This window comes from Streptomyces sp. NPDC055243 (genome assembly GCF_044544025.1).
Lineage (GTDB): Bacteria > Actinomycetota > Actinomycetes > Streptomycetales > Streptomycetaceae > Streptomyces.
Genome location: NZ_JBITWR010000018.1, coordinates 21,026 through 45,575, shown reverse-complemented (window position 1 = coordinate 45,575; position 24,550 = coordinate 21,026). Strand labels below are relative to the sequence as shown.

General features: G+C 71.1%; 23 protein-coding genes. 5 read left to right on the top strand and 18 right to left on the bottom strand.

Features of this window, described 5'->3' with window-relative positions; genetic code table 11:
* Positions 1 to 72 precede the first annotated feature (72 nt).
* The 6 genes from der to ACIGXX_RS36580 form a co-directional block, all read right to left on the bottom strand.
* The gene (gene der, locus ACIGXX_RS36605; protein WP_351171254.1) at positions 73 to 1,545 is read right to left on the bottom strand and encodes a ribosome biogenesis GTPase Der; all 1,473 of its coding nucleotides are present in this window, start codon (positions 1,543 to 1,545) and stop codon (positions 73 to 75) included.
* A 70-nt stretch (positions 1,546 to 1,615) separates the two neighbouring features.
* On the bottom strand, positions 1,616 to 2,302 hold the full coding sequence (locus ACIGXX_RS36600; RefSeq protein WP_366464694.1) for a lysophospholipid acyltransferase family protein: 687 nt from the start codon (positions 2,300 to 2,302) through the stop codon (positions 1,616 to 1,618).
* On the bottom strand, positions 2,260 to 2,961 hold the full coding sequence (gene cmk / locus ACIGXX_RS36595) for a (d)CMP kinase (RefSeq protein WP_351171248.1): 702 nt from the start codon (positions 2,959 to 2,961) through the stop codon (positions 2,260 to 2,262). The genes ACIGXX_RS36600 and cmk overlap by 43 nt, the downstream gene beginning before the upstream one ends.
* A gap of 113 nt (positions 2,962 to 3,074) precedes the next feature.
* Positions 3,075 to 4,160 carry a prephenate dehydrogenase gene (locus ACIGXX_RS36590; RefSeq protein WP_366464695.1) on the bottom strand — a complete coding sequence of 362 codons (1,086 nt, stop codon included), beginning with the start codon at positions 4,158 to 4,160 and terminating at the stop codon, positions 3,075 to 3,077.
* Complete coding sequence (gene aroH, locus ACIGXX_RS36585; RefSeq protein WP_351171242.1) at positions 4,157 to 4,519, bottom strand: chorismate mutase; 363 nt, start codon at positions 4,517 to 4,519, stop codon at positions 4,157 to 4,159. Before aroH ends, ACIGXX_RS36590 begins: the two co-directional genes overlap by 4 nt.
* Before the next feature lie 122 nt (positions 4,520 to 4,641).
* Complete coding sequence (locus ACIGXX_RS36580) at positions 4,642 to 5,109, bottom strand: YidB family protein (RefSeq protein ID WP_351171239.1); 468 nt, start codon at positions 5,107 to 5,109, stop codon at positions 4,642 to 4,644.
* Between the two features lie 190 nt (positions 5,110 to 5,299).
* Here ACIGXX_RS36580 and ACIGXX_RS36575 point away from each other — a divergent pair, with 190 nt between their 5' ends.
* From ACIGXX_RS36575 to ACIGXX_RS36560, 4 genes are read left to right on the top strand one after another with little or no spacing between them, the layout of a single operon-like run.
* Positions 5,300 to 5,995 (top strand): hypothetical protein, encoded by a 696-nt coding sequence (locus ACIGXX_RS36575; protein ID WP_383817968.1) that lies wholly within the window; start codon positions 5,300 to 5,302, stop codon positions 5,993 to 5,995.
* A 29-nt stretch (positions 5,996 to 6,024) separates the two neighbouring features.
* The gene (locus ACIGXX_RS36570) at positions 6,025 to 6,618 is read left to right on the top strand and encodes a DUF6529 family protein (protein ID WP_399982359.1); all 594 of its coding nucleotides are present in this window, start codon (positions 6,025 to 6,027) and stop codon (positions 6,616 to 6,618) included.
* Positions 6,615 to 7,082: a Rieske 2Fe-2S domain-containing protein gene (locus ACIGXX_RS36565; protein WP_366464697.1), complete on the top strand. Its 468-nt coding sequence runs from the start codon at positions 6,615 to 6,617 to the stop codon at positions 7,080 to 7,082. Before ACIGXX_RS36570 ends, ACIGXX_RS36565 begins: the two co-directional genes overlap by 4 nt.
* A 22-nt stretch (positions 7,083 to 7,104) precedes the next feature.
* Positions 7,105 to 7,812, top strand: a complete 708-nt coding sequence (locus ACIGXX_RS36560) for a DNA polymerase beta superfamily protein (RefSeq protein ID WP_361469884.1) — start codon at positions 7,105 to 7,107, stop codon at positions 7,810 to 7,812.
* On the opposite strand, the gene ACIGXX_RS36555 is transcribed toward ACIGXX_RS36560, so the two are convergent.
* From ACIGXX_RS36555 to ACIGXX_RS36505, 11 genes are all read right to left on the bottom strand, one after another.
* Positions 7,809 to 8,825 carry an ADP-ribosylglycohydrolase family protein gene (locus tag ACIGXX_RS36555; protein ID WP_399982354.1) on the bottom strand — a complete coding sequence of 339 codons (1,017 nt, stop codon included), beginning with the start codon at positions 8,823 to 8,825 and terminating at the stop codon, positions 7,809 to 7,811. The genes ACIGXX_RS36560 and ACIGXX_RS36555 overlap by 4 nt on opposite strands.
* On the bottom strand, positions 8,822 to 9,580 hold the full coding sequence (locus tag ACIGXX_RS36550) for an NUDIX hydrolase (RefSeq protein WP_399982351.1): 759 nt from the start codon (positions 9,578 to 9,580) through the stop codon (positions 8,822 to 8,824). The genes ACIGXX_RS36555 and ACIGXX_RS36550 overlap by 4 nt, the downstream gene beginning before the upstream one ends.
* Before the next feature lie 123 nt (positions 9,581 to 9,703).
* Positions 9,704 to 10,954 carry a pseudouridine synthase gene (locus ACIGXX_RS36545; RefSeq protein ID WP_351171219.1) on the bottom strand — a complete coding sequence of 417 codons (1,251 nt, stop codon included), beginning with the start codon at positions 10,952 to 10,954 and terminating at the stop codon, positions 9,704 to 9,706.
* Positions 10,955 to 10,964: 10 nt separating this feature from the next.
* Positions 10,965 to 11,630, bottom strand: coding sequence for an SMC-Scp complex subunit ScpB (gene scpB, locus ACIGXX_RS36540; RefSeq protein WP_351171216.1), 666 nt, complete (start codon positions 11,628 to 11,630; stop codon positions 10,965 to 10,967).
* Positions 11,627 to 12,613 (bottom strand): segregation and condensation protein A, encoded by a 987-nt coding sequence (locus tag ACIGXX_RS36535; protein WP_399982543.1) that lies wholly within the window; start codon positions 12,611 to 12,613, stop codon positions 11,627 to 11,629. The genes scpB and ACIGXX_RS36535 overlap by 4 nt, the downstream gene beginning before the upstream one ends.
* An 18-nt stretch (positions 12,614 to 12,631) precedes the next feature.
* Positions 12,632 to 13,225 carry a hypothetical protein gene (locus ACIGXX_RS36530; RefSeq protein ID WP_361469876.1) on the bottom strand — a complete coding sequence of 198 codons (594 nt, stop codon included), beginning with the start codon at positions 13,223 to 13,225 and terminating at the stop codon, positions 12,632 to 12,634.
* Positions 13,210 to 14,412, bottom strand: coding sequence for a ParA family protein (locus ACIGXX_RS36525; protein ID WP_351171210.1), 1,203 nt, complete (start codon positions 14,410 to 14,412; stop codon positions 13,210 to 13,212). Before ACIGXX_RS36525 ends, ACIGXX_RS36530 begins: the two co-directional genes overlap by 16 nt.
* Positions 14,413 to 14,736: 324 nt before the next feature.
* The gene (gene ald, locus ACIGXX_RS36520) at positions 14,737 to 15,852 is read right to left on the bottom strand and encodes an alanine dehydrogenase (protein ID WP_351171429.1); all 1,116 of its coding nucleotides are present in this window, start codon (positions 15,850 to 15,852) and stop codon (positions 14,737 to 14,739) included.
* Between the two features lie 144 nt (positions 15,853 to 15,996).
* Entirely contained in the window at positions 15,997 to 18,096 is a 2,100-nt protein-coding gene (locus tag ACIGXX_RS36515) for a tetratricopeptide repeat protein (protein WP_399982346.1), read from the bottom strand.
* Positions 18,097 to 18,289: 193 nt separating this feature from the next.
* Positions 18,290 to 18,916 (bottom strand): NUDIX domain-containing protein, encoded by a 627-nt coding sequence (locus ACIGXX_RS36510; RefSeq protein ID WP_399982343.1) that lies wholly within the window; start codon positions 18,914 to 18,916, stop codon positions 18,290 to 18,292.
* Positions 18,917 to 19,002: 86 nt separating this feature from the next.
* Complete coding sequence (locus tag ACIGXX_RS36505; protein ID WP_351171423.1) at positions 19,003 to 20,652, bottom strand: CTP synthase; 1,650 nt, start codon at positions 20,650 to 20,652, stop codon at positions 19,003 to 19,005.
* A 412-nt stretch (positions 20,653 to 21,064) separates the two neighbouring features.
* On the opposite strand from ACIGXX_RS36505, the gene ACIGXX_RS36500 reads away from it, so the two are divergent.
* Positions 21,065 to 22,876: a glycoside hydrolase family 15 protein gene (locus ACIGXX_RS36500; RefSeq protein ID WP_351171204.1), complete on the top strand. Its 1,812-nt coding sequence runs from the start codon at positions 21,065 to 21,067 to the stop codon at positions 22,874 to 22,876.
* A 9-nt stretch (positions 22,877 to 22,885) separates the two neighbouring features.
* Here the strand turns inward: ACIGXX_RS36500 and ACIGXX_RS36495 are convergent, their stop codons facing one another.
* Complete coding sequence (locus ACIGXX_RS36495) at positions 22,886 to 24,409, bottom strand: APC family permease (protein ID WP_351171202.1); 1,524 nt, start codon at positions 24,407 to 24,409, stop codon at positions 22,886 to 22,888.
* Positions 24,410 to 24,550: the final 141 nt, after the last annotated feature.

The following is a 24,550-nucleotide window of genomic DNA, read 5'->3' as shown; positions in this document are numbered from 1 at the left end:
GGCCGGGCCCCGCCTTCACGAAGAAGGCGGGGCCCGGCCCATCGGTCTGTCCGCGCTGACGCGTCGCGGTGCCTACTTGTTGCGGCCGCGCTTCTCGCGCACCCGCACCGAGATGTGGATCGGCGTGCCCTCGAAGCCGAACTCCTCACGGAGCCTGCGCTCCACGAAGCGGCGGTAGCCGTGCTCGATGAAGCCGGAGGAGAAGAGCACGAACCGCGGCGGCTTCGTGCCCGCCTGCGTGCCGAAGAGGATGCGGGGCTGCTTGCCGCCCCGGATCGGGTGCGGGTGCGAGGCCACGAGCTCGCCGAGGAAGGCGTTGAGCCGACCGGTCGGCACACGCGTCTCCCAGCCCGCGAGGGCCGTCTCGATCGCCGGGACGAGCTTCTCCATGTGGCGGCCGGTCTCGGCGGAGACGTTGACCCGCGGGGCCCACGCGACCTGGAGGAGCTCGGTCTCGATCTCCCGCTCCAGGTAGTAGCGGCGCTCCTCGTCGAGGATGTCCCACTTGTTGAAGGCGACGACGATGGCGCGGCCCGCCTCGACGGCCATGGTGACGATGCGCTGGTCCTGGACGCTGATCGACTCGCTGGCGTCGATCAGGATGACCGCGACCTCCGCCTTCTCGACGGCGGCCGCCGTACGCAGCGACGCGTAGTAGTCGGCGCCCTGCTGGAGGTGGACGCGCTTGCGGATGCCCGCGGTGTCCACGAACTTCCAGACGATGCCGCCGAGCTCGATGAGCTCGTCGACCGGGTCACGGGTGGTGCCCGCGACCTCGTTCACGACCACGCGGTCCTCGTCCGCCACCTTGTTGAGCAGGGACGACTTGCCCACGTTCGGACGGCCGATGAGCGCGATGCGGCGCGGGCCGCCGAGCGCGGTGCCGAAGGTCTGGGCGGGCGCCTCGGGCAGCGCGTCCAGGACGGCGTCCAGCATGTCGCCGGTACCGCGGCCGTGCAGCGCGGAGACGGGGTGCGGCTCGCCGAGGCCCAGGGCCCACAGGGCGGTGGCGTCGGCCTCGCCGGACTGGCCGTCGACCTTGTTCGCGCACAGCACGACGGGCTTGCCCGACTTGCGAAGGAGACGTACGACCGCCTCGTCCGTGTCGGTGGCGCCGACCGTGGCGTCCACGACGAAGACGACCGCGTCGGCCGCCTCGATCGCGTACTCGGCCTGGGCGGCCACGGAGGCGTCGATGCCGAGGACGTCCTGCTCCCAGCCGCCGGTGTCGACGAGCTTGAAGCGGCGGCCCGCCCACTCGGCCTCGTACGTCACGCGGTCGCGGGTCACGCCGGGGCGGTCCTCGACGACGGCCTCGCGGCGGCCGATGATGCGGTTGACGAGGGTCGACTTGCCGACGTTCGGGCGGCCGATGACCGCGAGGGCGGGCAGCGGGCCGTGGCCCGCCTCGCCGATCGCGCCTTCGACGGTCTCGGGGTCGAAGCCCTCTTCCGCGGCGAGCTCCATGAACTCCGCGTACTCGGCATCGCCAAGCGCCCCGTGCTCGTGTGCAGCCGAGCCTTCGGGCTGGATCTGGTCGTTCATGAAGTCCGTACCTCTGTCGTATTCGTGATCGGTGGACCGCCTCGCGACGGGCCACTACTGAAAGTCTCGCTCAGTGCCCGGTCAGGCGCCTGGCATTGTCCAGGTGAGCGGTGAGCCGCTGCTGGATGCGCACGGTCGCCTCGTCGAGGGCCGTGCGCGTGCGCCGTCCGCTGCCGTCGCCCGCTTCGAAGGGGTCGCCGAAGACGACGTCGACCCGGCTGCGCAGCGGGGGCAGCCCCTTTATCAACCGTCCGCGCTTCTCCGTGCTTCCCAGTACGGCCACCGGGACGATCGGCGCCCCGCTGCGTACGGCGAAGTAGGCCAGGCCCGCGCGCAGCGAGGCGAAGTCTCCCTCGCCCCGGGTGCCCTCGGGGAAGATCCCGAGGACGCCGCCGTCGTCGAGCACGCCAAGGGCCCGGGTGATCGCCGTGCGGTCGGCGATCTCACGGTCCACCTTCACCTGCCCGATGCCGCGCAGGAAGCGGTCCAGGGGGCCGATGAACGCTTCCTTCTTGATGAGGAAGTGGGTCGGCCGGGGCGCCGTGCCCATCACCATCGGGCCGTCGACGTTGTGGGAGTGGTTCACGGCCAGGATCACCGGGCCGGTCGCGGGGACCTTCCAGGCGCCGAGGACGCGGGGCTTCCACAGGCCGTACATGAGGCCGACGCCGATGCGGCGGCCGACCTCCGCACCCCGTTCCGATGGCGCCGCCGTCACTTCGCTGCCCGCTTCTCCTCGACGAGGGTGACGACGCACTCGATGACCTGCTGCAGCGTGAGCTCGGTGGTGTCCACCTCGACGGCGTCGTCGGCCTTGGCCAGCGGGGACGTCTTGCGGCTGGAGTCGGCCGTGTCCCGCTTGATGAGCGCCTCACGCGTGGCGGCGACGTCCGAGCCCTTGATCTCGCCGCTGCGGCGCGCGGCGCGGGCCTCGGGCGAAGCCGTCAGGAAGATCTTCAGGTCGGCGTCGGGCAGGACGGTCGTACCGATGTCACGCCCCTCGACGACGATGCCCTTCTCGGCGGAGGCGGCGATGGTGCGCTGCAGCTCCGTGATGCGGGCGCGCACCTCGGGGACGGCGCTGACGGCGCTGACCTTGGAGGTGACCTCGGTGGTACGGATCGGCCCGGCGACGTCCGTGCCGTCGACCGTGATGGTCGGGGCCAGCGGGTCGGTGCCGGAGATGATCTCGGGCTTGCCCGCGACCGCGGCGATGGCGGTCGGGTCCGTCAGCTCGATGCCGTTGTGCACCATCCACCAGGTGATCGCACGGTACTGGGCACCGGTGTCCAGGTAGCTGAGGCCGAGCTGGGCGGCGACGGCCTTGGAGGTGCTCGACTTGCCCGTGCCGGAGGGCCCGTCGATGGCGACGATCACTGCTGCGGGCGCCGAACCGGCGGTTTCCACGGTTTCCACGGGGTGCGGACACCTTTCTCAGGACGCGGGGGGAGGGTAGCGGGGCGCGGACACGCCCCGCACAAGGTTACTGGCTCCCGCGCGCACCTCTTACTGCCGGATGCCCCAGCTCTTCACTGCCGGATGGCCCAGCCCCGCTCCCGCAGTGCCGCGGTGAGCACCGGGACCGCCTTCGGCTCCACCATCAGCTGCATGAGACCCGCCTGCTGACCCGTCGCGTGCTCGATGCGTACGTCCTCGATGTTCACCCCGGCCCGCTCCGCGTCGGCGAAGATCTTCGCCAGCTGCCCCGGCTGGTCGTTGATGAGCACCGCGACGACCTCGTACACGGCCGGCGCCGCACCGTGCTTGCCGGGCACCCTGACCTGTCCCGCGTTGCCCCGCCGCAGCACGTTCTCGACCCCGGCGGCGCCCTCGCGCCGCTTCCCGTCGTCGGCCGACTGGAGCGCCCGCAGCGCCGTCACCGTCTCGTCGAGATCGGTGGCGACGGCGGACAGCAGATCGGCGACGGGGCCCGGGTTGGCCGACAGGATGTCGATCCACATCCGCGGGTCCGAGGCCGCGATGCGCGTGACGTCGCGGATGCCCTGTCCGCACAGGCGCACCGCCGTCTCCTCGGCGTTCTCCAGCCGTGCCGCGACCATGCTGGAGACCAGGTGCGGCATGTGCGAGACGAGGGCGACCGCGCGGTCGTGCGCGTCGGCGTCCATGACGACCGGCACGGCACGGCACAGGGCGACGAGCTCCAGGGCGAGATTGAGGACCTCGGTGTCGGTGTCGCGGGTGGGCGTGAGCACCCAGGGCCGTCCCTCGAAGAGGTCGGCGGTGGCGGCGAGGGGCCCGCTGCGCTCGCGTCCCGACATGGGGTGCGTGCCGATGTACGGGGTGAGGTCGATGCCGAGCGCCTCGAGCTCACGGCGCGGGCCGCCCTTGACGCTGGCCACGTCGAGGTAGCCGCGGGCCACCTCGCGCCGCATCACGTCGGCCAGCGTCGACGCGACGTGCGCGGGCGGCACGGCGACGACGCACAGGTCGACACGGCCCTCGGGGGCTTCGTCGGTGCCCGCGCCGAGCGCGGCCGCCGTGCGCGCCTGTCCGGGGTCGTGGTCGGCGAGGTGCACGCTCACGCCGCGCGATGCGAGGGCCAGGGCGGCGGAGGTGCCGATCAGGCCGGTGCCGATGACGAGGGCGGTTCTCACTGGGCGATGTCCTTGCGCAGGGTGGCCGCGGCGCCGAGGTAGACGTGCGTGATCTCGGAACGGGGCTTGGGGGACTCTATGTGTGCGAGGACGCGGACGACCCGCGGCATGGCGCCCTCGATCTGCAGTTCCTGCGCGCAGATCAGCGGGACGTCCACGATGCCCAGCCTGCGGGCCGCCGCCGCGGGGAAGTCGCTGTGCAGGTCGGGCGTCGCGGTGAACCAGATGCTGATCAGGTCCTCCTGCGTCAGCGCGTTCCGCTCGAGGATGGCGGTGAGCAGCTCGCCGACCTGCTCGTCCATGTGGTCGGCCGCGTCCCGCTCCAGTTGGACGGCGCCCCGGACCGCTCGTACCGCCACAGTGCTGCTCCTCGCTCGCGTACGTATGACCGATGTACCGACAAGGGTAGTCAGGGCCCCGGGGACGAGTGCGCGGCGCCCGCCTGCCGAGACGGACGCCGCGTTGCCTCACCGGGGTGGGGTCAGAGCTTCTGCTCCTTGATGATGTCCTCCAGCGAGCCCGTCGGGACCTGCCCCTCCGGGGTCAGCTTGTCGACGGCCTGGGGCAGCTGCCGGGCGATCTGGTCCGCGGCCTCGTCACGGCTGACGCCCGCGTCGGTGGCGACCTTGTCCAGGGTCTCGTCGGGGACGGCCTGCTTGACCTGGTCCGGGCTCAGCGGCTGGTTGTCGCCCTTGCCGACCCAGGAGTCGAGCTGGTCCTGGCTGACCAGGCCGGACTTCGTGATCATGTCCATCAGGCCGCCCAGCGGGTTGTTCCCGCCGGCGCCGCCCTGGGCGCCGCCCGCGCCACCCGCGCCGCCGCCGAGCAGTCCGCCGAGCAGCGAGCCGAGGACGTTGCCGCCTCCGGAGCCTCCGGCCGCGCCGCCTTGGCCGCCCTGTCCGCCGCCGAGGAGACCGCCGAGAAGGCTTCCCAGATCGTTACCCGCCATGGTCGCGCCTTTCGAGTGAGGGGCCGGGCCGGCGCCTCGAACGGGCGCGGACCTCGGACCATGCCAATGTCGCCCTAATCGCCCCCTGTCGCCACTTGGCCCGATTGGTGGCCGTTCAACTATGGACGCCGGGGGCACGGGTCCGCTTGCATGGAGGGGCCGTCAAGGCCACGCCTCGGGGGAGGCCCGCATGAAGCGCTCCGGACCGCTCTACACGCTCCTCGGGGGGCTGCTGCTGGCCCTGTTCATGCTGTCGCTCAACGCGACGACAGGGACGGGCAACACGTCGTACGGAGGGGACGCGCCCGGCGCCGCGTCGCCCGCGCCCACGTCCGCGGAGCCCACCTCCGCGAAACCCACCGAGGACGCCCCGTCCGCCAAGCCCACCGACAGCCCTTCGAAGAGCCCCTCGAAGAGGCCTCCCGGGAAGTCCGAGTACGCGGGCCGCACCGCTGACGACGCCGCCGCGATCTCCATCTCGATCCGCGACGACAAGGCCATCGCGTACTACTGCAACGGCCGCGACGCGGAGTCCTGGCTGAAGGGCGACGTCGAGGACGACGGCTCCATGCGGCTGACCGGCAAGCACGGCGCGAAGCTGGAGGCCACGCTCGCCGACAACGCGGTGCGCGGCAAGGTCGAGATCGACAAGAAGCCGCGGGACTTCACCGCCGCCAGGGCGAAGAAGCCCTCCGGTCTGTACCGCGCGACGACCGAGGTGCGCGGCGCCGAGATCGACGGCGGCTGGATCGTCCTGCCCGACGGGCGGCAGGTCGGGATCCTCAAGCAGGACGGCAAGCCGCAGAAGGCCCCGCGCCTCGACCCGGAGACCGGCACCGTCCCGTTCGACGGCGGTGAGCTCACCGCCCGTCCCGTCGTGCCCTGACCCCGCTCCGCCCCGACCAGGGAGCCGCCATGAGCGTCGATCCGAACGCCGCGACACAGGGCGGCTTCGGCCCGCCCCCGGCGGCGGGCGACCACCGCCGCCCGCACCCCGCCCGCTACCTCGTCCCCGCCTTGGTCGCCGCCGCGGTCGCCGTCGGTCTCGGCGTGTACGGCAAGACGCACGACCCCGAGGGCACGGCCTTCAACCTCGCCGGGTTCAGCAGCACGAGCGCGGTCAAGGCCTGGCTGGGCACGACGGCGTTCGCCTTCGCGCTGGTCCAGATCGTGTCGGCGCTCATGGTGTACGGGCGCCTGCCGGGACCGTCCTGGTCGTCGGCGCTGCACCGCTGGTCGGGCCGGATCGCGTTCCTGGTGTCGGTCCCCGTGGCGGTCCACTGCCTCTACGCGCTGGGCTACCAGACGTACTCGAGCCGGGTGATGTGGCACTCGCTGCTCGGCTGCTTCTTCTTCGGCGCGTTCAGCGCCAAGATGCTGCTGCTCCGCTCGGAGAAGCTGCCCGGCTGGCTGCTGCCGGTGATCGGCGGCCTGGTCTTCGCGGTCCTCACGGTGGTCTGGTGGACGTCGGCGCTGTGGTTCTTCCGTACGTTCGGGGTGACGACATGAGCGGCGCACGCCCCTCACGGCGCACCGTCATCGCCGCGGGCGGCGTGGTCGCGCTGACTGCCGGGTGCACCAAGTACGGGGACGAGGGCGCGGAACCGGAGGCGCCGAAGTCGCAGCCGCCGACGGCATCGCCCTCGGCGTCGAAGCCGGGCGACAAGGATCAACCACCTCCCAAGGCAGAGGAGTTGGCCAAGACCTCCGACATCCCGGTCGGCGGCGGCAAGGTCGTCAAGGACAAGAAGGTCGTGGTGACCCAGCCGGAGAAGGGCGACTTCAAGGCCTTCTCCGCGGTCTGCACGCACTCGGGCTGCATCGTCAGCGAGGTGTCGGACGGCACGATCAACTGCGCCTGCCACGGCAGCAAGTACCGCGTGGCCGACGCCTCGGTGGCGGACGGCCCTGCGCCGCGCCCGCTGCCCCCGCAGAACATCAAGGTCACCGGAAATTCGATCACCCTCGGCTAGCTCCTGGCCGTACGCTCCCCGCATGCACAGCCCCAAGGCCCCGGGCCCCGATCTGGATCTCGTACGCGACCACACCGTCTACGCCTGCGTGATGGGCTCGCGCGCCTTCGGCCTGGCCACGGACGGCAGCGACACCGACCGCAGGGGCGTCTTCCTGGCCCCCACCCCGCTCTTCTGGCACTTCGACAAGCCGCCCACGCACGTGGAGGGCCCGGCGGAGGAACAGTTCAGCTGGGAGCTGGAACGCTTCTGCGAACTGGCCCTGCGCGCCAACCCGAACATCCTGGAGTGCCTGCACTCGCCGCTCGTGGAACACGTGACGGACACGGGCCGCGAGCTCGTCGCCCTGCGCGACGCGTTCCTCTCCCGCCGGGCCCGCGTCACCTTCGCCGGCTACGCGCTCGGCCAGCACAAGAAGCTGGAGGCCGACGTACGCCTGCACGGCGCGCCCCGCTGGAAGCACGCCATGCACCTCCTGCGCCTCCTCACCAGCTGCCGCGACCTGCTGCGCACGGGCGAGCTGACCATCGACGTCGGCGACCAGCGCGAGCCGCTGCTCGCGGTCAAGCGGGGCGAGGTGCCCTGGCGGGAGATCGAGTCCTGGATGCGACGCCTCGCGGAAGAGGCGGAAGAGGCGGCCTCGCACACGTCCCTGCCGCCCGAGCCTGACCGCCGCCGGGTCGAGGACTTCCTGTTCCGCGTGCGCCGCGAATCGGCGGCAGCGGCCTAGGCGACTCGGCCGTCCCCGTCCCAGAGCGCGCCGAGCTCCAGCAGCTCCTGCCGGTACTCGATCCGCTCGGCCCACTCGGCGGGCCAGGCGTCGGCGCCCAGGTGAGCGCCTGCGAAGGCGCCTGTCAGGCAGGCGATCGAGTCGGAGTCGCCGGAGGTGCAGGCGGCCCTGCGCAGGGCGGTGAGGGGCTCGTCCACGAACTGCAGGAAGCACAGCAGCGCCGTGGCGAGCGCCTCTTCGGCGATCCAGCCCTCCCCCGTGGCCAGGCAGGGGTCCGTCTCCGGGTTGGTGTGCTTCAGCGCGGCTTCGAGGCGCTCCAGGACGGCCAGGCACTCGTCCCAGCCGCGGGCCATGAACGCCTCGGGCGTCGGATCGTCCGCGCGCGTCCACAGCTCGCCGAGCCACTGCGCGCGGTACGTCTCGCGGTTCTCGTACGCGTAGGAGCGCAGCAGCCCGACGAGCCCCGTCGGCTCGGCGCCCTGCGCAAGGAGACGTACGGCGTGCGCCGTGAGGTCCGACGCGGCGAGCGCGGTGGGGTGACCGTGGGTGAGCGCGGACTGCAACTGGGCCGCGCCCGAACGCTGCTCGTCGCTCAGGCCGGGGGCCAGTCCGATGGGCGCGACGCGCATGTTGGCGCCGCAGCCCTTGGAGTGCACCTGGCTGGCCTCCTCCCACGGCTTGCCGGTCTTGAGCAGGTAGCAGGCCTTCAGGCAGGTGTTGCCGGGCGCGCGGTTGTTCTCCGGCGACTGGTACCAGTCCACGAACTCCTCGCGCACCGGCCGCTCCATCCGCTTCGGCCCGAGCGGTCCCCGGTCCATGGCGGTCCGCAGGCCGCGGCCCAGCGCCAGCGTCATCTGCGTGTCGTCCGTGACGATCGCGGGCCTCGGCAGCTCCATCTCCCGCCAGGGCCCGCACTTGGCGAGGATCGACGGTACGTCGTTGAACTCGGTCGGGAAGCCGAGCGCGTCCCCCAGGGCGAGGCCTATGAGGGATCCGGTGGCGGCACGCTTCATGAGGGCTGTCCTTCCGAGGGGGTGACCGTGGGGCGGAGCAGGGGCGGGTGCAGGGAGGTGGCAGGACCGGCGCGGTACAGGGCCGCCGGTTTGCCCCGGCCGCCCGTCAGGCGCGCCGCCCCGGGGACGGCCTCGACGAAGCCGGACGTGCCGAGCACCTTGCGCCGGAAGTTGGCCGGGTCGAGTTCGGCGCCCCACACCGTCTGGTAGACCTGGCGCAGCTCGCCGAGCGTGAACTCGGGCGGGCAGAAGGCCGTGGCGAGGCCGGTGTACTCGAGCTTGGCGCGGACGCGGTCGTGGGCGTCGGCGAGGATGCGGTCGTGGTCGAAGGCGAGCGGCCCCTGGGCGCCGTGGGGCAGCCACTCCGCGCGGGCCGCGTCGCTGCCCGCGCGCACCGCGGGCGGGTCGGGGACGAGCGCCGCGAAGGCGACGGAGACGACGCGCATCCGCGGGTCGCGGTCCGGTTCGCTGTACGTCCGCAGCTGCTCCAGGTGGAGCCCGCCGCTGTCCGCGAGGCCGGTCTCCTCGGCGAGCTCTCGTTCCGCCGCGGTCTCGGCCGACTCCTCGGGCAGCACGAATCCGCCGGGCAGTGCCCAGCGGCCCGCGTACGGCTCCTGGCCGCGCTCCACGAGCAGCACGTGCAGGCGGCCCGCGCGGACGGTGAAGACGGCGAGGTCGACGGTGACGGCGAACGGCTCGAAGGCGTACTTGTCGTAGCCCTGCACGACTCCCCACCCCCTTTTCTTTATGGTCACTGAGACTATAAAGGTGTGGGGGCCGGCCCGCAAGACACGAAGAAAGGCGGCCGGCCCCTGCGTGCGCAGGGACCGGCCGCCTTCACCGATCTCGGGGCCGGAGCCTCGGGATCTTCGTACTGCCTAGAGGTCGACTTCCTGCATCAGCATGCCGACCTCGGTGTTGGACATCCTGCGCAGCCACCCCGACTTCTGGTCGCCCAGCGCGATCGGCCCGAAGGACGTCCGCACCAGCTTGTCGACCGGGAAGCCGGCCTCCGCGAGCATGCGGCGCACGATGTGCTTGCGGCCCTCGTGCAGCGTCACCTCGACCAGGTAGTTCTTGCCGGTCTGCTCGACGACGCGGAAGTGGTCCGCGCGGGCGTACCCGTCCTCGAGCTGGATGCCGTCCTTGAGCTGCTTGCCCAGGTCGCGCGGGATCGGGCCCACGATGTGCGCGAGGTAGACCTTCTTCACGCCGTACTTCGGGTGCGTGAGGCGGTGGGCCAGCTCACCGTGGTTGGTGAGCAGGATGACGCCCTCGGTCTCCGTGTCCAGACGGCCCACGTGGAAAAGCCGCGTCTCCCGGTTGGTCACGTAGTCACCCAGGCACTGGCGGCCCTCGGTGTCCTCCATGGTGGAGACGACACCGGCGGGCTTGTTCAGGGCGAAGAACTGGTACGACTGGGTGGCGACCGTCAGGCCGTCGACCTTGATCTCGTCCCGCTCGGGCTGGACCCGCATGCCCTGCTCGATCACGATCTCGCCGTTGACCTCGACACGGGACTGCTCGACCAGCTCCTCGCAGGCACGGCGCGAGCCGTAGCCCGCGCGGGCGAGGACCTTCTGCAGCCGCTCGCCCTCCTGCTCGGCGCCCGGGAAGGTCTTGGGCGGGCTGACCTTCGGCTTGCCCGCGTACCGCTCGCGGTTGCGCTCTTCCTGCCGCGCGTCGTACTCACGGGACGTCGCGGGAGCACCCGCGCCGCGCCGGGTACCCCGGTCCGAGCCCTGAGGCGCCCTGGGGCCGCCCTTGGCGCCGCCGCGCGCCGCCGCGCCACGGCCCTTCTTCGAGGCGTCGCCGCCTACGTCGTAACGGCGCTCCTCGGGACGGGGCCTGCTCTCCCGCTTCGGCGCGGCCTGGTCGTCGCGCGCGCCACCGGCGCCGCGGCCCTGCCGGTCGGGGCTGTTGCCGGAACCCCGGAAGTCGCGGCCGCCACCGCTGCCGCCGCGGCCTGCGCCGCCACCGCTGCCACGGCCACCGCCGGTCGGGCGGCCACCGCCGCTCCCGCGACCGCCGCCGGTCGGGCGCCCACCGCTGCTGCCACGGCTGCCGCTGTTGCCACCACGGCTCCCGCCGTTGTTTCCGCTGCTGTTCCTGCCGTTGCTGCTTCGCATCAAATTTCCGTTAGTCGGCTGTGTCCTGGGTGTACTCGTACCCCGGCGCATCGGGTGCGTCCGGGTCGAACGACAAAGCGCCTTCCAGCGTCTCGGCCTCGATCGCCTCCGCCTCGGGGAGGAAGGGCGCGAGCTCCGGGAGCTCGTCCAGGCCACGCAGGCCCATCCGCTCCAGAAAGTAGTTCGTCGTCCTATACAGGATCGCACCTGTTTCGGGTTCCGCGCCCGCCTCCCCCACCAGACCCCTCTGGAGAAGCGTCCGCATCACGCCGTCACAGTTCACTCCGCGCACCGCGGACACCCTCGACCGGCTGACCGGCTGGCGGTACGCGACGACCGCGAGGGTCTCCAGGGCCGCCTGGGTGAGCCGCGCCTGCTGCCCGTCGAGGACGAAGCGCTCGACGGCCGCGGAGTACTCGGGCCGCGTGTAGAACCGCCAGCCGCCCGCCACGAGCCGCAGCTCGAAGCCCCTGCGCTGCACGGTGTACTCGTCGGCCAGCTCCCGCAGCGCGTCGGCGACCTGCCGCCGGGGGCGGTCCAGGATCTTGGCGAGGTGCTCCTCGGTGGCCGGTTCGTCGACGACCATGAGCACGGCCTCCAGGGCGGGCCGCAGCTCCAGGTCGGCTACGGCGCCCGCCAGGTCCCCCGCGGGACCCGCGTCGCTCACGTGGCTCATGTGACCGTTCCCTCACTCGTCGTCTCGGGCGGCCGGTCGAATTCGTCGGTCACCGTCGGCTCCCCGTCGCCTTCCCCACCGGTCCACCGCACCATCAGCTCGCCCAGGGCCTCCTCCTGGTCCAGCTCCACGGCCTTCTCGCGGTACAGCTCCAGGAGCGCCAGGAACCGGGCGACGACGGTGAGGGTGTCCCCCGCGTCCTCGACGAGCACCTGGAAGCTGACCTCGCCCCGCTCCCGGAGCCGGGCCACGACGAGCCCTGCCTGCTCCTGCACGGACACCAGCGGGGCATGGATGTGGTCGACGTACACCTGGGGCTTCGCACGGGGCTGCATCGCCTTCACGGCGAGCGCGGCGAACCCAGCGGCGCCGATGCTGATGACGACCTCGGGCAGCAGCTCGGCGTGGTGGGCCTCGAGCCCCACGGTGCGCGGATAGCGGCGCGCCTCGGACTCCAGGCGCCCGCTGAAGATGTCGGCGATCTGTTTGTACGCGCGGTACTGCAGCAGCCGCGCGAAGAGCAGGTCCCGCGCTTCGAGCAGCGCGAGATCCGCCTCGTCCTCGACCTCGGCGGAAGGCAGCAGCCGGGCCGCCTTGAGGTCGAGCAGGGTGGCGGCGACCACGAGGAACTCGGTGGTCTGATCCAGGTCCCAGTCGGGCCCCATGGCCCGGATGTGCGCCATGAACTCATCGGTCACGGTGGACAGCGCTACTTCGGTGACGTCCATCTTGTGCTTCGAGATGAGCTGGAGCAGCAGATCGAAGGGGCCCTCGAAGTTGGCGAGGCGGACCTTGAACCGCCCGTCGTCCGGCGCGGCCACCGGGGCCGGCTCCGGCGCCGGTTCCGAGGGCTCCTGGACCGACTCCTGGACCGGCTCCGGCGCCGGTTCGGGCGCCGGTTCGGGCTCCGCCGGAGCCACCCCCGGGCCCCGCCCCAGGGCGCGGCGCGGGGCAGGCTGCGCGGAGTCGTCAGTCGTGGCCATCAAGCGGGAACGCTACCGCTACCGCCCGCGCAACCGTCGTACGAGAATGCTCGCGTCCCCGCGGGACTCGAGATCCGCGAGAACCACGGCCACCGCCTCACGGACGATCCGCCCGCGGTCGACCGCGAGGCCGTGCTCGCCCCGCAGGACGAGGCGCGCGTGCTCGAGGTCCATCAGCTCCTCGGCGGACACATACACGGTGATCTTCTCGTCGTGCCGCTCGCGCCCGCTGGGCCGCCGGTTGGCCGCCCGTGCGCGGCGCCGCGCCTGTGCCGTGGAGGAGGAGTTCGCGGACCGGCCGCCGCCCTGTGCGGCGGCGCCCTCCTGGCCCTGGGCGGGACGGCGTCCGTCCCGCTCGCCCTCGCCACCGGCCGACCGGCTGCGGGACTCGCCCGACTCCGCGTCGGCGGCGCCGTGTTCGGCGGCGTCACCGCCGTCCCCCGCGCCGCCGCCGTGTCCGTCACCGGCAGCGGTCTCGTCGCTCTCGCCCGCGGGTGCGGGCACCCGCGTCTCGCCGTTCGCCTGGCGTCGCGGGGACGACGACTGCAGCGCCATCCCCCCGGTCGTACGGAACAGTTCGTCGGCCCCCGGCAGACTCACTCGGCGTGACACCGGGCGAGCACCTCCCTGGCGAGCTGGCGATAAGCGGCCGCGCCGACCGAGTTCGATGCGTACGTCGTGATCGGCTCACCGGCGACCGTGGTCTCCGGGAAGCGGACCGTGCGTCCGATCACCGTGTGGTACACGTGATCGTCGAAGGCCTCGACCACCCGTGCGAGCACCTCACGGCTGTGCACCGTGCGGGAGTCGTACATGGTGGCCAGGATGCCGTCGAGCTCCAGGTCGGGGTTGAGCCGCTCCTGGACCTTCTCGATGGTCTCCGTCAGCAGGGCCACACCGCGCAGCGCGAAGAACTCGCACTCGAGCGGCACGATCACCTTGTGAGCCGCCGTCAGGGCGTTCACGGTGAGCAGGCCGAGCGAGGGCTGACAGTCGATCACGATGTAGTCGTAGTCCTGCATCAGCGGCTTCAACGCCCGCTGCAGCGTGGACTCGCGCGCGACCTCGCTCACCAGCTGCACTTCGGCGGCCGACAGGTCGATGTTGCTGGGCAGCAGGTCCATGTTCGGGACCGCCGTCTTCAGCAGCACCTCGTCGGCCGACATGCCCCGCTCCATGAGCAGGTTGTAGACCGTCAGGTCCAGCTCCATCGGGTTCACCCCGAGGCCCACGGAGAGCGCGCCCTGCGGGTCGAAGTCGACCAGCAGGACCCGGCGTCCGTACTCCGCGAGCGCGGCACCCAGGTTGATGGTCGACGTCGTCTTGCCCACGCCGCCCTTCTGGTTGCACATCGCGATGATCTTCGCGGGGCCGTGATCGGTCAACGGACCCGGAATCGGGAAGTACGGCAGCGGGCGACCGGTGGGACCGATGCGCTCACGGCGCTGACGGGCCGCGTCCGGGGCCAGCGTGGCCGCGTACTCGGGATCGGGCTCGTACTCGGCGTCAGGGTCGTAGAAGTGCCCCTGGGGCAGTTCCTCGTAGTCGGCGAGTTGGGTGTGGGTGGTGTTCTCGCCACTCCGGTCGCCGGCCATGGCGTTCACGTGATGGCCATCCATGCTCTGGGGTGCAGACGATGTCGACTGGGTCGCCCCAGTCGGCTGTGCCTGCTGGGGGTTCTGGCGGGCTGCGAAGGTGCGGACAGCGACGGAGCCGACAGCCTCGAGCCCCACGGGTCCTTGGCCCCGCTCAGAGGTTCCTGGTTGACCACCCCCGGGAGCAAATGTCGACTCATTCACAAGTCGTCTTACCTCCTTGGTGACCAGGAAATTTCTCGATAGGTCAGCGTGGCACCATGCCGACGGTTGGCGACTCTATGGCGTGTCACCGGTCCGCAGCAACACAATCCGCCGGACCCGGCCCGATGTGTCGGCAATCGAACGCCCCCATGTCAAGGGCGCGCGGGGTGCCATTGGCACATTTCCGGGGTGCGCGAATCGGTTAAAGGGTTACGTTCAAGGCGAGTTGACCATGTCCACGGACATACGCATACGGCCGGACCCCTCTCAAGGTCCGGCCGTGGGCGTGAGATTGACGACTTTCGTTGACGAAAGCGGTCAGGTTCAGCCGAGGAGCGTCTCCAGCTCGACGTGCTCGAGGCCGTGCGACTCCGCGACCTCCTTGTAAACCACCTTGCCGTCATGGGTGTTGAGGCCCAGGGCGAGCGCGTGGTCACGGCGCAGGGCCTCGACCCAGCCGCGGTTCGCCAGCTCGACGATGTACGGCATCGTCGCGTTGGTCAGCGCGTACGTCGAGGTGTTGGGCACCGCGCCGGGCATGTTGGCGACGCAGTAGAACACCGAGTTGTGGACCGGGAAGGTCGGCTCGGCGTGCGTCGTCGGATGCGAGTCCTCGAAGCAGCCGCCCTGGTCGATCGCGATGTCGACAAGGACACTTCCCGGCTTCATCCGCGACACGAGCTCGTTGGTGACGAGCTTGGGGGCCTTGGCGCCCGGGATGAGGACGGCGCCGATGACGAGGTCGGCGTCGAGGCAGGCCTTCTCGAGCTCGAAGGCGTTGGAGACGACGGTCTGGATCTTCGTGCCGAAGATCTTGTCCGCCTCCTTGAGCTTGTTGATGTCCTTGTCGAGCAGGGTCACGTGGAAGCCCATGCCGATGGCGATCTGCGCGGCGTTCCAGCCGGAGACGCCGCCGCCGATGACGACGGCCTTGCCGGCCGCGACACCCGGGACACCGCCGGGCAGGACACCGCGGCCGCCCTGGGCGGCCATCAGGTGGTAGGCGCCGACCTGCGGGGCCAGGCGGCCCGCGACCTCGGACATCGGGGCGAGCAGCGGGAGCGCGCGGTTGGCGGTCTCGACCGTCTCGTAGGCGATGGCGGTGGTGCCGGACTCCAGGAGCGCGTCCGTGCACTCCTTGGAGGCGGCCAGGTGCAGGTAGGTGAAGAGGGTCTGGTCCTTGCGGAGGCGGTGGTACTCCTCGGCGACCGGCTCCTTGACCTTCAGGAGGAGGTCGGCGGTGGCCCAGACCTCGTCGGCGGTGTCCAGGATGACCGCGCCCGCGGAGACGTACTCCGCGTCCGTGATCGAGGAGCCGACACCGGCGTTCCGCTCGATGACGACCTGGTGGCCGTGGCGCACCAGCTCGTGCACACCGGCGGGGGTGATGGCCACCCGGAACTCGTTGTTCTTGACCTCGCGGGGGATGCCGACCTTCACGTCGATCACGGTCCTCTTGGCTCAGGGGTTTTTCGGGCAATGCACTACATACCGATACACAAGAGGGCGCATCGGAGACACCACGGAAGTACGCGGCGGAGCCAGTCTAATGAAGGACTTCTCGCTGTCTAGCCTTTCAATGCATCAATCTTCTGCGGAAGCGCTACGGATTTCGTAGGCGGAAGCCCCTGCTCCATCCTTGGAATCCTTCGATGCAGGCCCTGTGACCTCCTCGAGCCCCGTTCCCAGCATGCGCTCGGCCGCACCGCGGTGCAGCCGGGCGGCCGCCGGGTCCCCGAGCCGGTCCAGGGTGTCGGCGAGCCTGAGCTGGAGCGCCGCCTGCAGACGTACGTCGTCGGCCTGCCGCGCCCACTCGACGGCCTCCTGGCAGGTGCGCAGCGACTCCTCGGGCCGCCCCGCGTACTCCTGCACCCGCGCCAGCTCGCTCAACGCCCTTGCCTGGCCCGCCACATCGCCGGTCTTGCGGTGCCCGGTGACGGCCGAGCTCCAGTTGCGCAGCGCCTCGCCGTAGCGGCCCGCGTAGGTGTGCACCGCCGCGATCCGGCCGTAGAGCCGGGCGGCGTCGGTGCGCTCGTCGCGCGCGAGCCGATGGGCGAGGGCGCGCCCGAACCAGTCCGAGGCCCGCGACCAGTCCCCCAGCTCCTGGTAGGCACTGCCTACGGATTCCATCGCCCGGCCGGTCGCGTACGGATCATTTGCCTCCCGTCCGGCGTCCAGAGCCAGCCGGTAGCGCACCAGTGCCTCCTGCGTACGTCCCGTCCTGGCGTCCAGGTCCGCGAGATTCAGCAGGGCTGCCGCCTGTTCGCGGGGCAGGTGCCGGCGCTCGGCGACATCGAGGACGAGGCGGTGGATGCCGTACAGGTCGGGGGCCGCTTCCTCCGTGCCCCGATGGGCGACCAGGGCCCGCGTCAGGGCCGCCATCAGGCGTCGCGCGAGGGTGTCGAGCTCCCCGTCGGCGACCGCGAGGCGGGCGGCGGCGAGCAGCGCGGGCCGGCGGATGCGCAGCCACTCGGAGGCGGCGCCGGGGCTGGGGAAGCGCAGGGCGCGCGGCATCCCGGCGAGCTTCTTGCGGGCCGCCGAGCCGTCCGGCTCCGTGATCGCCCGGCAGGACTGGAGCAGGCGCACGGTCCGCTCCAGCATCCTGGCCCGCGCGAGCTGCACCTCGGCGGGCCGGTCCAAGGTCTCGGTGAGCGTGCGCAGCAGCGGCATCAGGCAGCTGGGCAGCTCGTACTGCGGCAGGGGCGACGGGACGGCCCTGACCAGGCCGAGCTTCACGAAGTCGTCCAGGGTCGTGCGGGCGGCGGAGACCGAGCAGCCCGCGAGCGCGGACGCGGTGTGCGGGTCGACGTGGCCCGCGGGGGCGAGGGAGAGGAAGCGCAGTATCCGCGCCGCCGTCGACGGCAGCGAGGCGTAGGTGTGCCGGAAGACGCGCGTGAGCGCGGAGCCCTCCTCGGGCCGGTCGTGCACCTGCTTGGCCAGGTCGGCGACGGCCGCCTTGGGCCGCACGGAGAGCCAGCCGCCCGCCAGCACGAGGGCGGCGGGGTGCGCGGCGCAGGCCTCGACCAGGCTCTCCGCGGAGCGCGGGTCGACGGTGATGCGCACCGGGCCCGCCGCACGGGAGAGCAGTTCGACCGCGGCCGCCGAGTCCAGGCCGCCCAGCGTGCACGGCCGCACGTCCGGGATGCCGGTGAGCGGGCCCTCCGAGACGGCCACGGCCAGGCACTCGGGCGCGTCCGGGAGCAGCGGGTCGACCTGATCGGCGTCCGCGGCACCGTCCAGGAGGAGCAGGGCCCTGCGGCCCGAGAGCGCATCCCGGAGGACTTCGGCGAGCTCGTCCTCGTCGGCTCCCGGGGGCGCGGGGACGCCGAGGGCGTCAAGCAGTTCCCGTGCGGTGCGTTCGGTGGGCACGCGGGTGCCGTCGGGTTCGGTGAGGTGGGCGCGGAGCACCCCGTCGGGGTAGTCGTCGGCGATCTGCCGCGCGAGTTCCTCGGCGAGTGCGGTGCGGCCCGAGCCGGGGCGGCCCGCGATGAGCAGCACGCGGGCGCGTGGCGCCTTGCGGCCCGAGATGGTGTCAAGGCCCGCGCGGTCGATGTCCGCGCGGAGCTCTTTCAACTCCCGGCGCCGGCCGACGAATTGACCGCCCGCGGAGGTCTGGGCCACCGCGGGCCGCGGCACCGCGCCGCCCGCTGCCGATCCGTCCGTGTCGACTGCCTGATCCGTCACGGGCCATGCTCCGTCCGACTGCGCGCGAACCCGCCGGGACTCCGGTCGGGACGCTTCCAGAGCCTAGTTCAGGCCCTGCCGCCTCCCCCGCCCCGCGGCGCGCGCAAGTCCCCCGATCGGATCAGTAGATCGTCACACCGGAGGACTCCAATGGCCCCCTGGGCGCTTCCCCGGGGGCCACCGCGAACGCCTCTCAGGCCTCGAAGGGGCGCGCGGGCCAGGGCGCGTCGGCCGGGCGCAGCGCGTCGACGCCGTCACCGCTCAGCGCGGCGGCCAGCGAAAGGGCGCCCACGACCAGGCAGTTGTTGTGCAGCTCCCCGGCGAGCACACCGCGTACGAGCTCTTCGAGCGGTACGCGGGCCAGCTCCATGTCGGCCTCCTCCTCGGAGACCTCGAAGCGCTCGCCGTCGGCCTCGGAGAGGTCGCGGGCCAGGAAGATGCGCACGGCCTCGTCGCAGCCGCCGGGCGTGGTGTAGACGTCGGCGAGGACGCGCCAGTTCTCGGCCTTGACGTGCGCCTCTTCGTAGAGCTCGCGCTGGGCGGCGTGCAGGGGGTTCTCGCCGGGGATGTCGAGCAGCCCGGCCGGGATCTCCCAGAGCTTGTGGCGGACGGGGTGGCGGTACTGGCGCAGGACCAGGACGCGGCCCACGTCGTCCAGGGCGAGCACGGCGACCGAGCCGGGGTGCACCTGGTAGTCACGGTGGACGACGGTCCCGTCGGGCATGACCACGTCGTCGGTGCGCACGGAGGTCTTGTTCCCCACGAAGGGGGTCTCCGTGGCCGTGACCTGCCACTCCTCGGCGGTGTCCTTGATCGTCATGTCGCCCTGTCCTCCCACACGTGCAAACAGAAACCGGGGCACCAGCCTCACAAGGCTCGTACCCCGGCAACCGTATCGCTCTTGTGTTACTTACCCGTCTGACGCTCCACCGCGGCCTTCACCAGGCCGGCGAAGAGCGGGTGCGGACGCGTCGGGCGCGAGCGCAGCTCAGGGTGCGCCTGGGTGGCGACCAGGTAGGGGTGGACCTCACGGGGGTACTCGACGTACTCGACGAGCTTGCCGTCCGGGGACGTGCCGGAGAAGAGGATGCCGGCCTTCTTCTCGAGCTCGGCGCGGTAGGAGTTGTTCACCTCGTAGCGGTGACGGTGGCGCTCCTCGACGTACTCCTTGCCGTCGTACACCTCGCGGGCGATGGAGCCCTCGGCGAGCTTCGCCGGGTACATGCCCAGGCGCATCGTGCCGCCCATGTCGCCCTCGCCCGCGACGATGTCCAGCTGCTCCGCCATGGTCGAGATGACCGGGTGGGCGGTCGCGGCGTCGAACTCCGTGGAGTTGGCGTCGGGGATGTCCGCGAGGTTGCGGGCGGCCTCGATCACGATGCACTGCAGGCCAAGGCAGAGGCCGAGCAGCGGGATCTTGTTCTCGCGGGCGAAGGTGATGGCGCCGACCTTGCCGGTCACGCCGCGGTCGCCGAAGCCGCCCGGGATGCAGATCGCGTCCACGTCGGCGAGCTGCTTGGCGGCGCCCGCCGGGGTCTTGCAGTCGTCGGAGGTGACCCACTTGACCTTGACGCGGGCGCGGTTGGCGAAGCCGCCCGCGCGCAGCGCCTCGGTCACCGAGAGGTAGGCGTCGGGCAGGTCGATGTACTTGCCGACCAGCGCGATGGTGACCTCGTGGTTCGGGTTGTGCACCCGGTCCAGGAGGTCCTCCCACTGGGTCCAGTTGACGTCGCGGAACGGCAGGTCGAGCTTGCGCACCACGTAGGCGTCGAGGCCCTCGGTGTGCAGGACCTTCGGGATGTCGTAGATCGACTTGGCGTCGACACACGCGACGACCGCGTCCTCGTCGACGTCGCACATCAGCGAGATCTTGCGCTTGATGGCGGTCGGTACGTCGCGGTCGGCGCGCAGCACGATGGCGTCCGGCTGGATACCGATGTTGCGCAGGGCCGCGACCGAGTGCTGGGTCGGCTTGGTCTTCAGCTCACCGGACGGGCCGATGTAGGGAAGGAGCGAGATGTGCACGACGAAGACGTTGTCGCGGCCGACCTCGTGGCGGACCTGACGGACCGTCTCCAGGAAGGGCAGGGACTCGATGTCGCCGACCGTGCCGCCGACCTCCGTGATGACCACGTCGACGTCGTCGGTGGCCATGCGGCGGATGCGGTGCTTGATCTCGTTCGTGATGTGCGGGATGACCTGGACGGTGTCGCCGAGGTACTCGCCGCGCCGCTCCTTGGCGATGACCTGCGAGTACACCTGGCCGGTGGTGACGTTGGCCGTGCCGTCGAGGTCGACGTCCAGGAAGCGCTCGTAGTGCCCGATGTCCAGGTCGGTCTCGGCGCCGTCGTTCGTGACGAACACCTCACCGTGCTGGAAGGGGTTCATCGTGCCCGGGTCGACGTTCAGGTACGGGTCGAGCTTCTGCATGGTGACGCGCAGGCCGCGCGCCTTGAGGAGCGCACCCAGGCTCGAGGCAGTCAGACCCTTGCCGAGGGAAGAGGCGACACCCCCGGTGACGAAGATGTGCTTGGTCGTCGTGGACTTTGGCTGCATGGCCAAGAGGGGGCTCCCGTGGTCGCGGTCTGGAGGGTGCGTACCGGCGTCGTCCTCAGGTTTCCGGAGGAGCTGCCGTCGCTGCGGTTCGGGGGTTCAATGACCACCGGCTCACGGGCTACCAGGGTATCAGCGACGGGAGGAGGCTGCTTCCGGCCACGCTGGGGCACTCCCGTCACACCTCCCTCACCTGGTGCTCACCCGTTCGGCGCAGGCCCGTTGCCGGGAGCGGCGCGCAGATCAGGGAGGTGCGTCGTATCCTGCTCGGACACTCGCTGCCGAGCCGGTCCGACTAACGGCAACCACCCCCGTCCGTTCCCAGGAACAAGAGGCTCGTGCAGTTCGTTTTACAGCGAAGCCTTGACCGTAGAGCGAGCGCCCCCGAGAGGGCGACGTGGCCGTTTGACTGGAGATGCACGTGGCCGGGCGCATCGAGGATTACGCACTCATCGGAGACATGCAGACCGCTGCCCTGGTCTGCCGGGACGGCACAGTCGACTGGCTGTGCCTGCCCCGCTTCGACTCGCACGCCATCTTCGCCGGATTGCTCGGCACGGAGGAGCACGGATTCTGGCGCCTCGGGCCCGCTCACAGCCCCGACGCACCACCGCCGACCGCCGCGCGGCGCACGTACCGCGGCGACTCGCTGATCCTGGAATCGGAGTGGGACACCCCGCGCGGCACGGTCCGCGTGACCGATTTCATGCCCCCGCGCGACACGGACGCCCCGCAGCTGGTGCGGATCGTCGAGGGTGTCAGCGGCCGGGTGCCGATGCGCTCCGCCCTGCGGATGCGTTTCAGCTACGGCCGCGTGGTGCCCTGGGTGCACAAGGTCGACGGCCGCACGGTGGCCGTCGCGGGCCCCGACTCGGTGTGGCTCGACACGTCGGCCGAGACCTTCGGCAAGGACCTCACGACGTACTCGGACTTCACGGTCGCGCCCGGTGACCGGATCGCGTTCACCATCTCGTGGCAGCCCTCGCACAAGGAGCCGCCCGCACCCGCCGAGCCCGAGAACGCCCTCACGGCGACGCAGGACTTCTGGCGGGAGTGGGTCGAGCACTGCACGTACCACGGCCCCTACCGCGAGGCCGTGGTCCGCTCGCTGATCACGCTGAAGGCGCTGACGTACGCCCCGACGGGCGGCATCGTCGCGGCGCCCACGACGTCGCTGCCGGAGGACATCGGCGGCTCCCGCAACTGGGACTACCGCTACACCTGGCTGCGCGACGCCGCCATCACGCTCTCCTCGCTCCTGCGCACCGGATACCGCGAGGAGGCCCGCGCCTGGCGCGAGTGGCTCCTGCGGGCGGTGGCGGGCGACCCCGAGAACCTCCAGATCATGTACGGCATCGCGGGCGAGCGCGAGCTCGGCGAGGCCGAACTGGACTGGCTTCCCGGGTACGAGGGCTCGACCCCGGTCCGGGCCGGCAACGGCGCGGCCCACCAGCTCCAGCTCGACGTGTACGGCGAGGTCACCGAGGCCCTGCACCTGGCGCACATGACGGGCCTGGCCCGCAGCGACTACGCCTCGCTGCTCCAGCTCAAGCTGATCCGCTACCTGGAGACGAACTGGGACCAGCCGGACGAGGGCATCTGGGAGGTGCGCGGCCCGCGCCGCCACTTCGTGCACTCCAAGGTGATGGTCTGGGTCGCCGTCGACCGCACGATCAAGCTCATCGAGTCCGGTGACGCGGACGGCCCCCTGGAGAAGTGGCGCGAGCTGCGCGACGACATCCACCGGGACGTCTGCGAGAAGGGCTACGACAAGGAGCGGAACACGTTCACGCAGTCGTACGGCTCCAAGGAGCTGGACGCCTCGCTGCTGCTCATCCCCCAGATGGGCTTCCTGCCGCCCGACGACAAGCGCGTGATCGGCACGATCGAGGCGATCCAGCGGGAGCTCTCGACGTCGGACGGCTTCATCCTGCGCTACCCGACCACGGGCGACGACGCGGGTGTGGACGGCCTGGAGGGCGACGAAGGCGCCTTCCTCGCCTGTTCGTTCTGGATGGCGGACGACCTGGCGATGATCGGCCGGGTGGACGAGGCCCGCAGGCTCTTCGAGAAGCTGCTCGCGCTCCGCAACGACCTGGGGCTGCTCGCCGAGGAGTGGGACCCCCGGCTGCAGCGCCAGGTCGGCAACTTCCCGCAGGCGTTCAGCCACGTGCCGCTGATCGACACGGCACTGCGGCTGACGGCCAGCGGGGCGTACGGCGGTTAGCGAGGCCCTTCAGGTCCGGACGGCGACGGGTTTCCCGTCGCCGTCCGTGCGTTCGGCCGCGTCCTCCAGGACGATCCGGCCGATGATCTCGTAGCGGGCGGGGTGCCTGGCCTTCAGGTACAGGCCGAGGCCGAGCCCTCCGAAGAAGACGAGGCCGACGATCCACGGGATGGCCTTGAAGAACAGCGAGTCCGCCGCCGTGCCCGCCGCGGTGTCCATGTTGATCACCAGCAGGACGACGACGGCGATCATGCCGATGCCGCCGAGCAGCGGGGCGACCAGGGTCGTGAACCAGTGCCGGTCCTCGGGGTGGTTCCTTTGGAAGTAGCCGATCACGGCGAACGAGCAGAGGGTCTGCACGATGAGGATCGCCATCGTGCCGAGGATCGCGAGCAGCGTGTACAGGTGGATGTACGGGTCCTGGCCGGTGAGCCAGAACGCGCCGACCAGACCGACGGCGATCGCGGACTGGACGTAGGAGGCGATGTACGGGGAGCCGTGCCTGGGGTGCGTACGGCCCAGGCCCCGGTGCAGGAATCCCTCGCGCCCGATCGCGTACAGATAGCGCGAGGCGCACTGGTGGAAGGCCATGCCGCAGGCGAACGAGCCGGTGATCAGGAGCCATTGGAAGGTGTCGACCGCCCAGGCGCCGATGAAGGCGTGGGCCGGGTCGAAGAACAGGTCGAGCGGGCTCGTGGACTGCGAGACCTTCACCGAACCGGCCAGGCCGTTGCCGGCGATGGTCATCCAGGAGACGTAGATGTAGAACAGGCCGACGCCGACGACCGAGACGAGGGTCGCGCGCGGGATGACCTTCTTGGGGTTGCGGGACTCCTCGCCGTACATGGCGGTGGACTCGAAGCCGACCCAGGACCAGAAGGCGAAGAAGAGGCCGAGGCCGGCCGATGTGCCGGTGAAGGCGTTCTTCGGGTTGACCGGTTCGACGGGGATGCCGTCGGGGCCGCCGCCGTGGACCAGTACGGCGGTGGCGACGGCGAAGAGGACCGCGATCTCGGCGATCAGCATCACGCCGAGCGCCTTCGCGGTGAGGTTGATGTCGAAGTACGACAGGACGACGGTGACGGCGAGCATCGCGGCCGCGTAGAGGATCCACGGCAGGTCGGCGCCGAGCTGATCGTGGACGGTGGTCTTCGCGAAGTAGGCGAAGACGCCGACGATCGACGCCTCGAAGACGACGTAGGCGAGGACCGCGAGCATCCCGGACGCCATGCCCGCTATGCGGCCCAGGCCGTGCGAGATGTAGCCGTAGAAGGCGCCGGCGGCGGTGATCCGCTTGGCCATGGCGACGTAGCCGACCGAGAACACGGTCAGCACGAGCGTGGCGAAGAGATAGCCGGCCGGCGCTCCGGTGCCGTTGCCCGCGCCGACGGCGATGGGGAGGTTGCCGGTCATGGCCGTGATGGGCGCCGCGGTGGCGACCGCCATGAAGACGACGCCGACGAGGCCGACGGAGTTCGCCTTCAGGCGGTGGACCTCGGGGGAAGTGGACTGCTCTGGCATCTTCTCTGGCATGGCGGGCACCCTGCCGTGGAGTGACGTACGCCACAACCGACAAGGGGTAGCGCAATTGACGCCCCGGCGCGACGAGTTGTCGGGGTTTGAGCGGACCAGATCATTCCCGTGACCGGCCGGAGATGTTCCCGGAACGTATGC

Bases quoted from the DNA above. Each gene is read 5' to 3' on its own strand.
- der (WP_351171254.1), bottom strand. From the start codon at position 1,545: ATGAACGACCAGATCCAGCCCGAAGGCTCGGCTGCACACGAGCACGGG.
- ACIGXX_RS36580 (WP_351171239.1), bottom strand. From the start codon at position 5,109: ATGGCGGGTAACGATCTGGGAAGCCTTCTCGGCGGTCTCCTCGGCGGC.
- ACIGXX_RS36575 (WP_383817968.1), top strand. From the start codon at position 5,300: ATGAAGCGCTCCGGACCGCTCTACACGCTCCTCGGGGGGCTGCTGCTG.
- ACIGXX_RS36570 (WP_399982359.1), top strand. From the start codon at position 6,025: ATGAGCGTCGATCCGAACGCCGCGACACAGGGCGGCTTCGGCCCGCCC.
- ACIGXX_RS36565 (WP_366464697.1), top strand. From the start codon at position 6,615: ATGAGCGGCGCACGCCCCTCACGGCGCACCGTCATCGCCGCGGGCGGC.
- ACIGXX_RS36560 (WP_361469884.1), top strand. From the start codon at position 7,105: ATGCACAGCCCCAAGGCCCCGGGCCCCGATCTGGATCTCGTACGCGAC.
- ACIGXX_RS36555 (WP_399982354.1), bottom strand. From the start codon at position 8,825: ATGAAGCGTGCCGCCACCGGATCCCTCATAGGCCTCGCCCTGGGGGAC.
- ACIGXX_RS36545 (WP_351171219.1), bottom strand. From the start codon at position 10,954: ATGCGAAGCAGCAACGGCAGGAACAGCAGCGGAAACAACGGCGGGAGC.
- scpB (WP_351171216.1), bottom strand. From the start codon at position 11,630: ATGAGCCACGTGAGCGACGCGGGTCCCGCGGGGGACCTGGCGGGCGCC.
- ACIGXX_RS36535 (WP_399982543.1), bottom strand. From the start codon at position 12,613: ATGGCCACGACTGACGACTCCGCGCAGCCTGCCCCGCGCCGCGCCCTG.
- ACIGXX_RS36510 (WP_399982343.1), bottom strand. From the start codon at position 18,916: ATGACGATCAAGGACACCGCCGAGGAGTGGCAGGTCACGGCCACGGAG.
- ACIGXX_RS36505 (WP_351171423.1), bottom strand. From the start codon at position 20,652: ATGCAGCCAAAGTCCACGACGACCAAGCACATCTTCGTCACCGGGGGT.
- ACIGXX_RS36500 (WP_351171204.1), top strand. From the start codon at position 21,065: ATGCACGTGGCCGGGCGCATCGAGGATTACGCACTCATCGGAGACATG.
- ACIGXX_RS36495 (WP_351171202.1), bottom strand. From the start codon at position 24,409: ATGCCAGAGAAGATGCCAGAGCAGTCCACTTCCCCCGAGGTCCACCGC.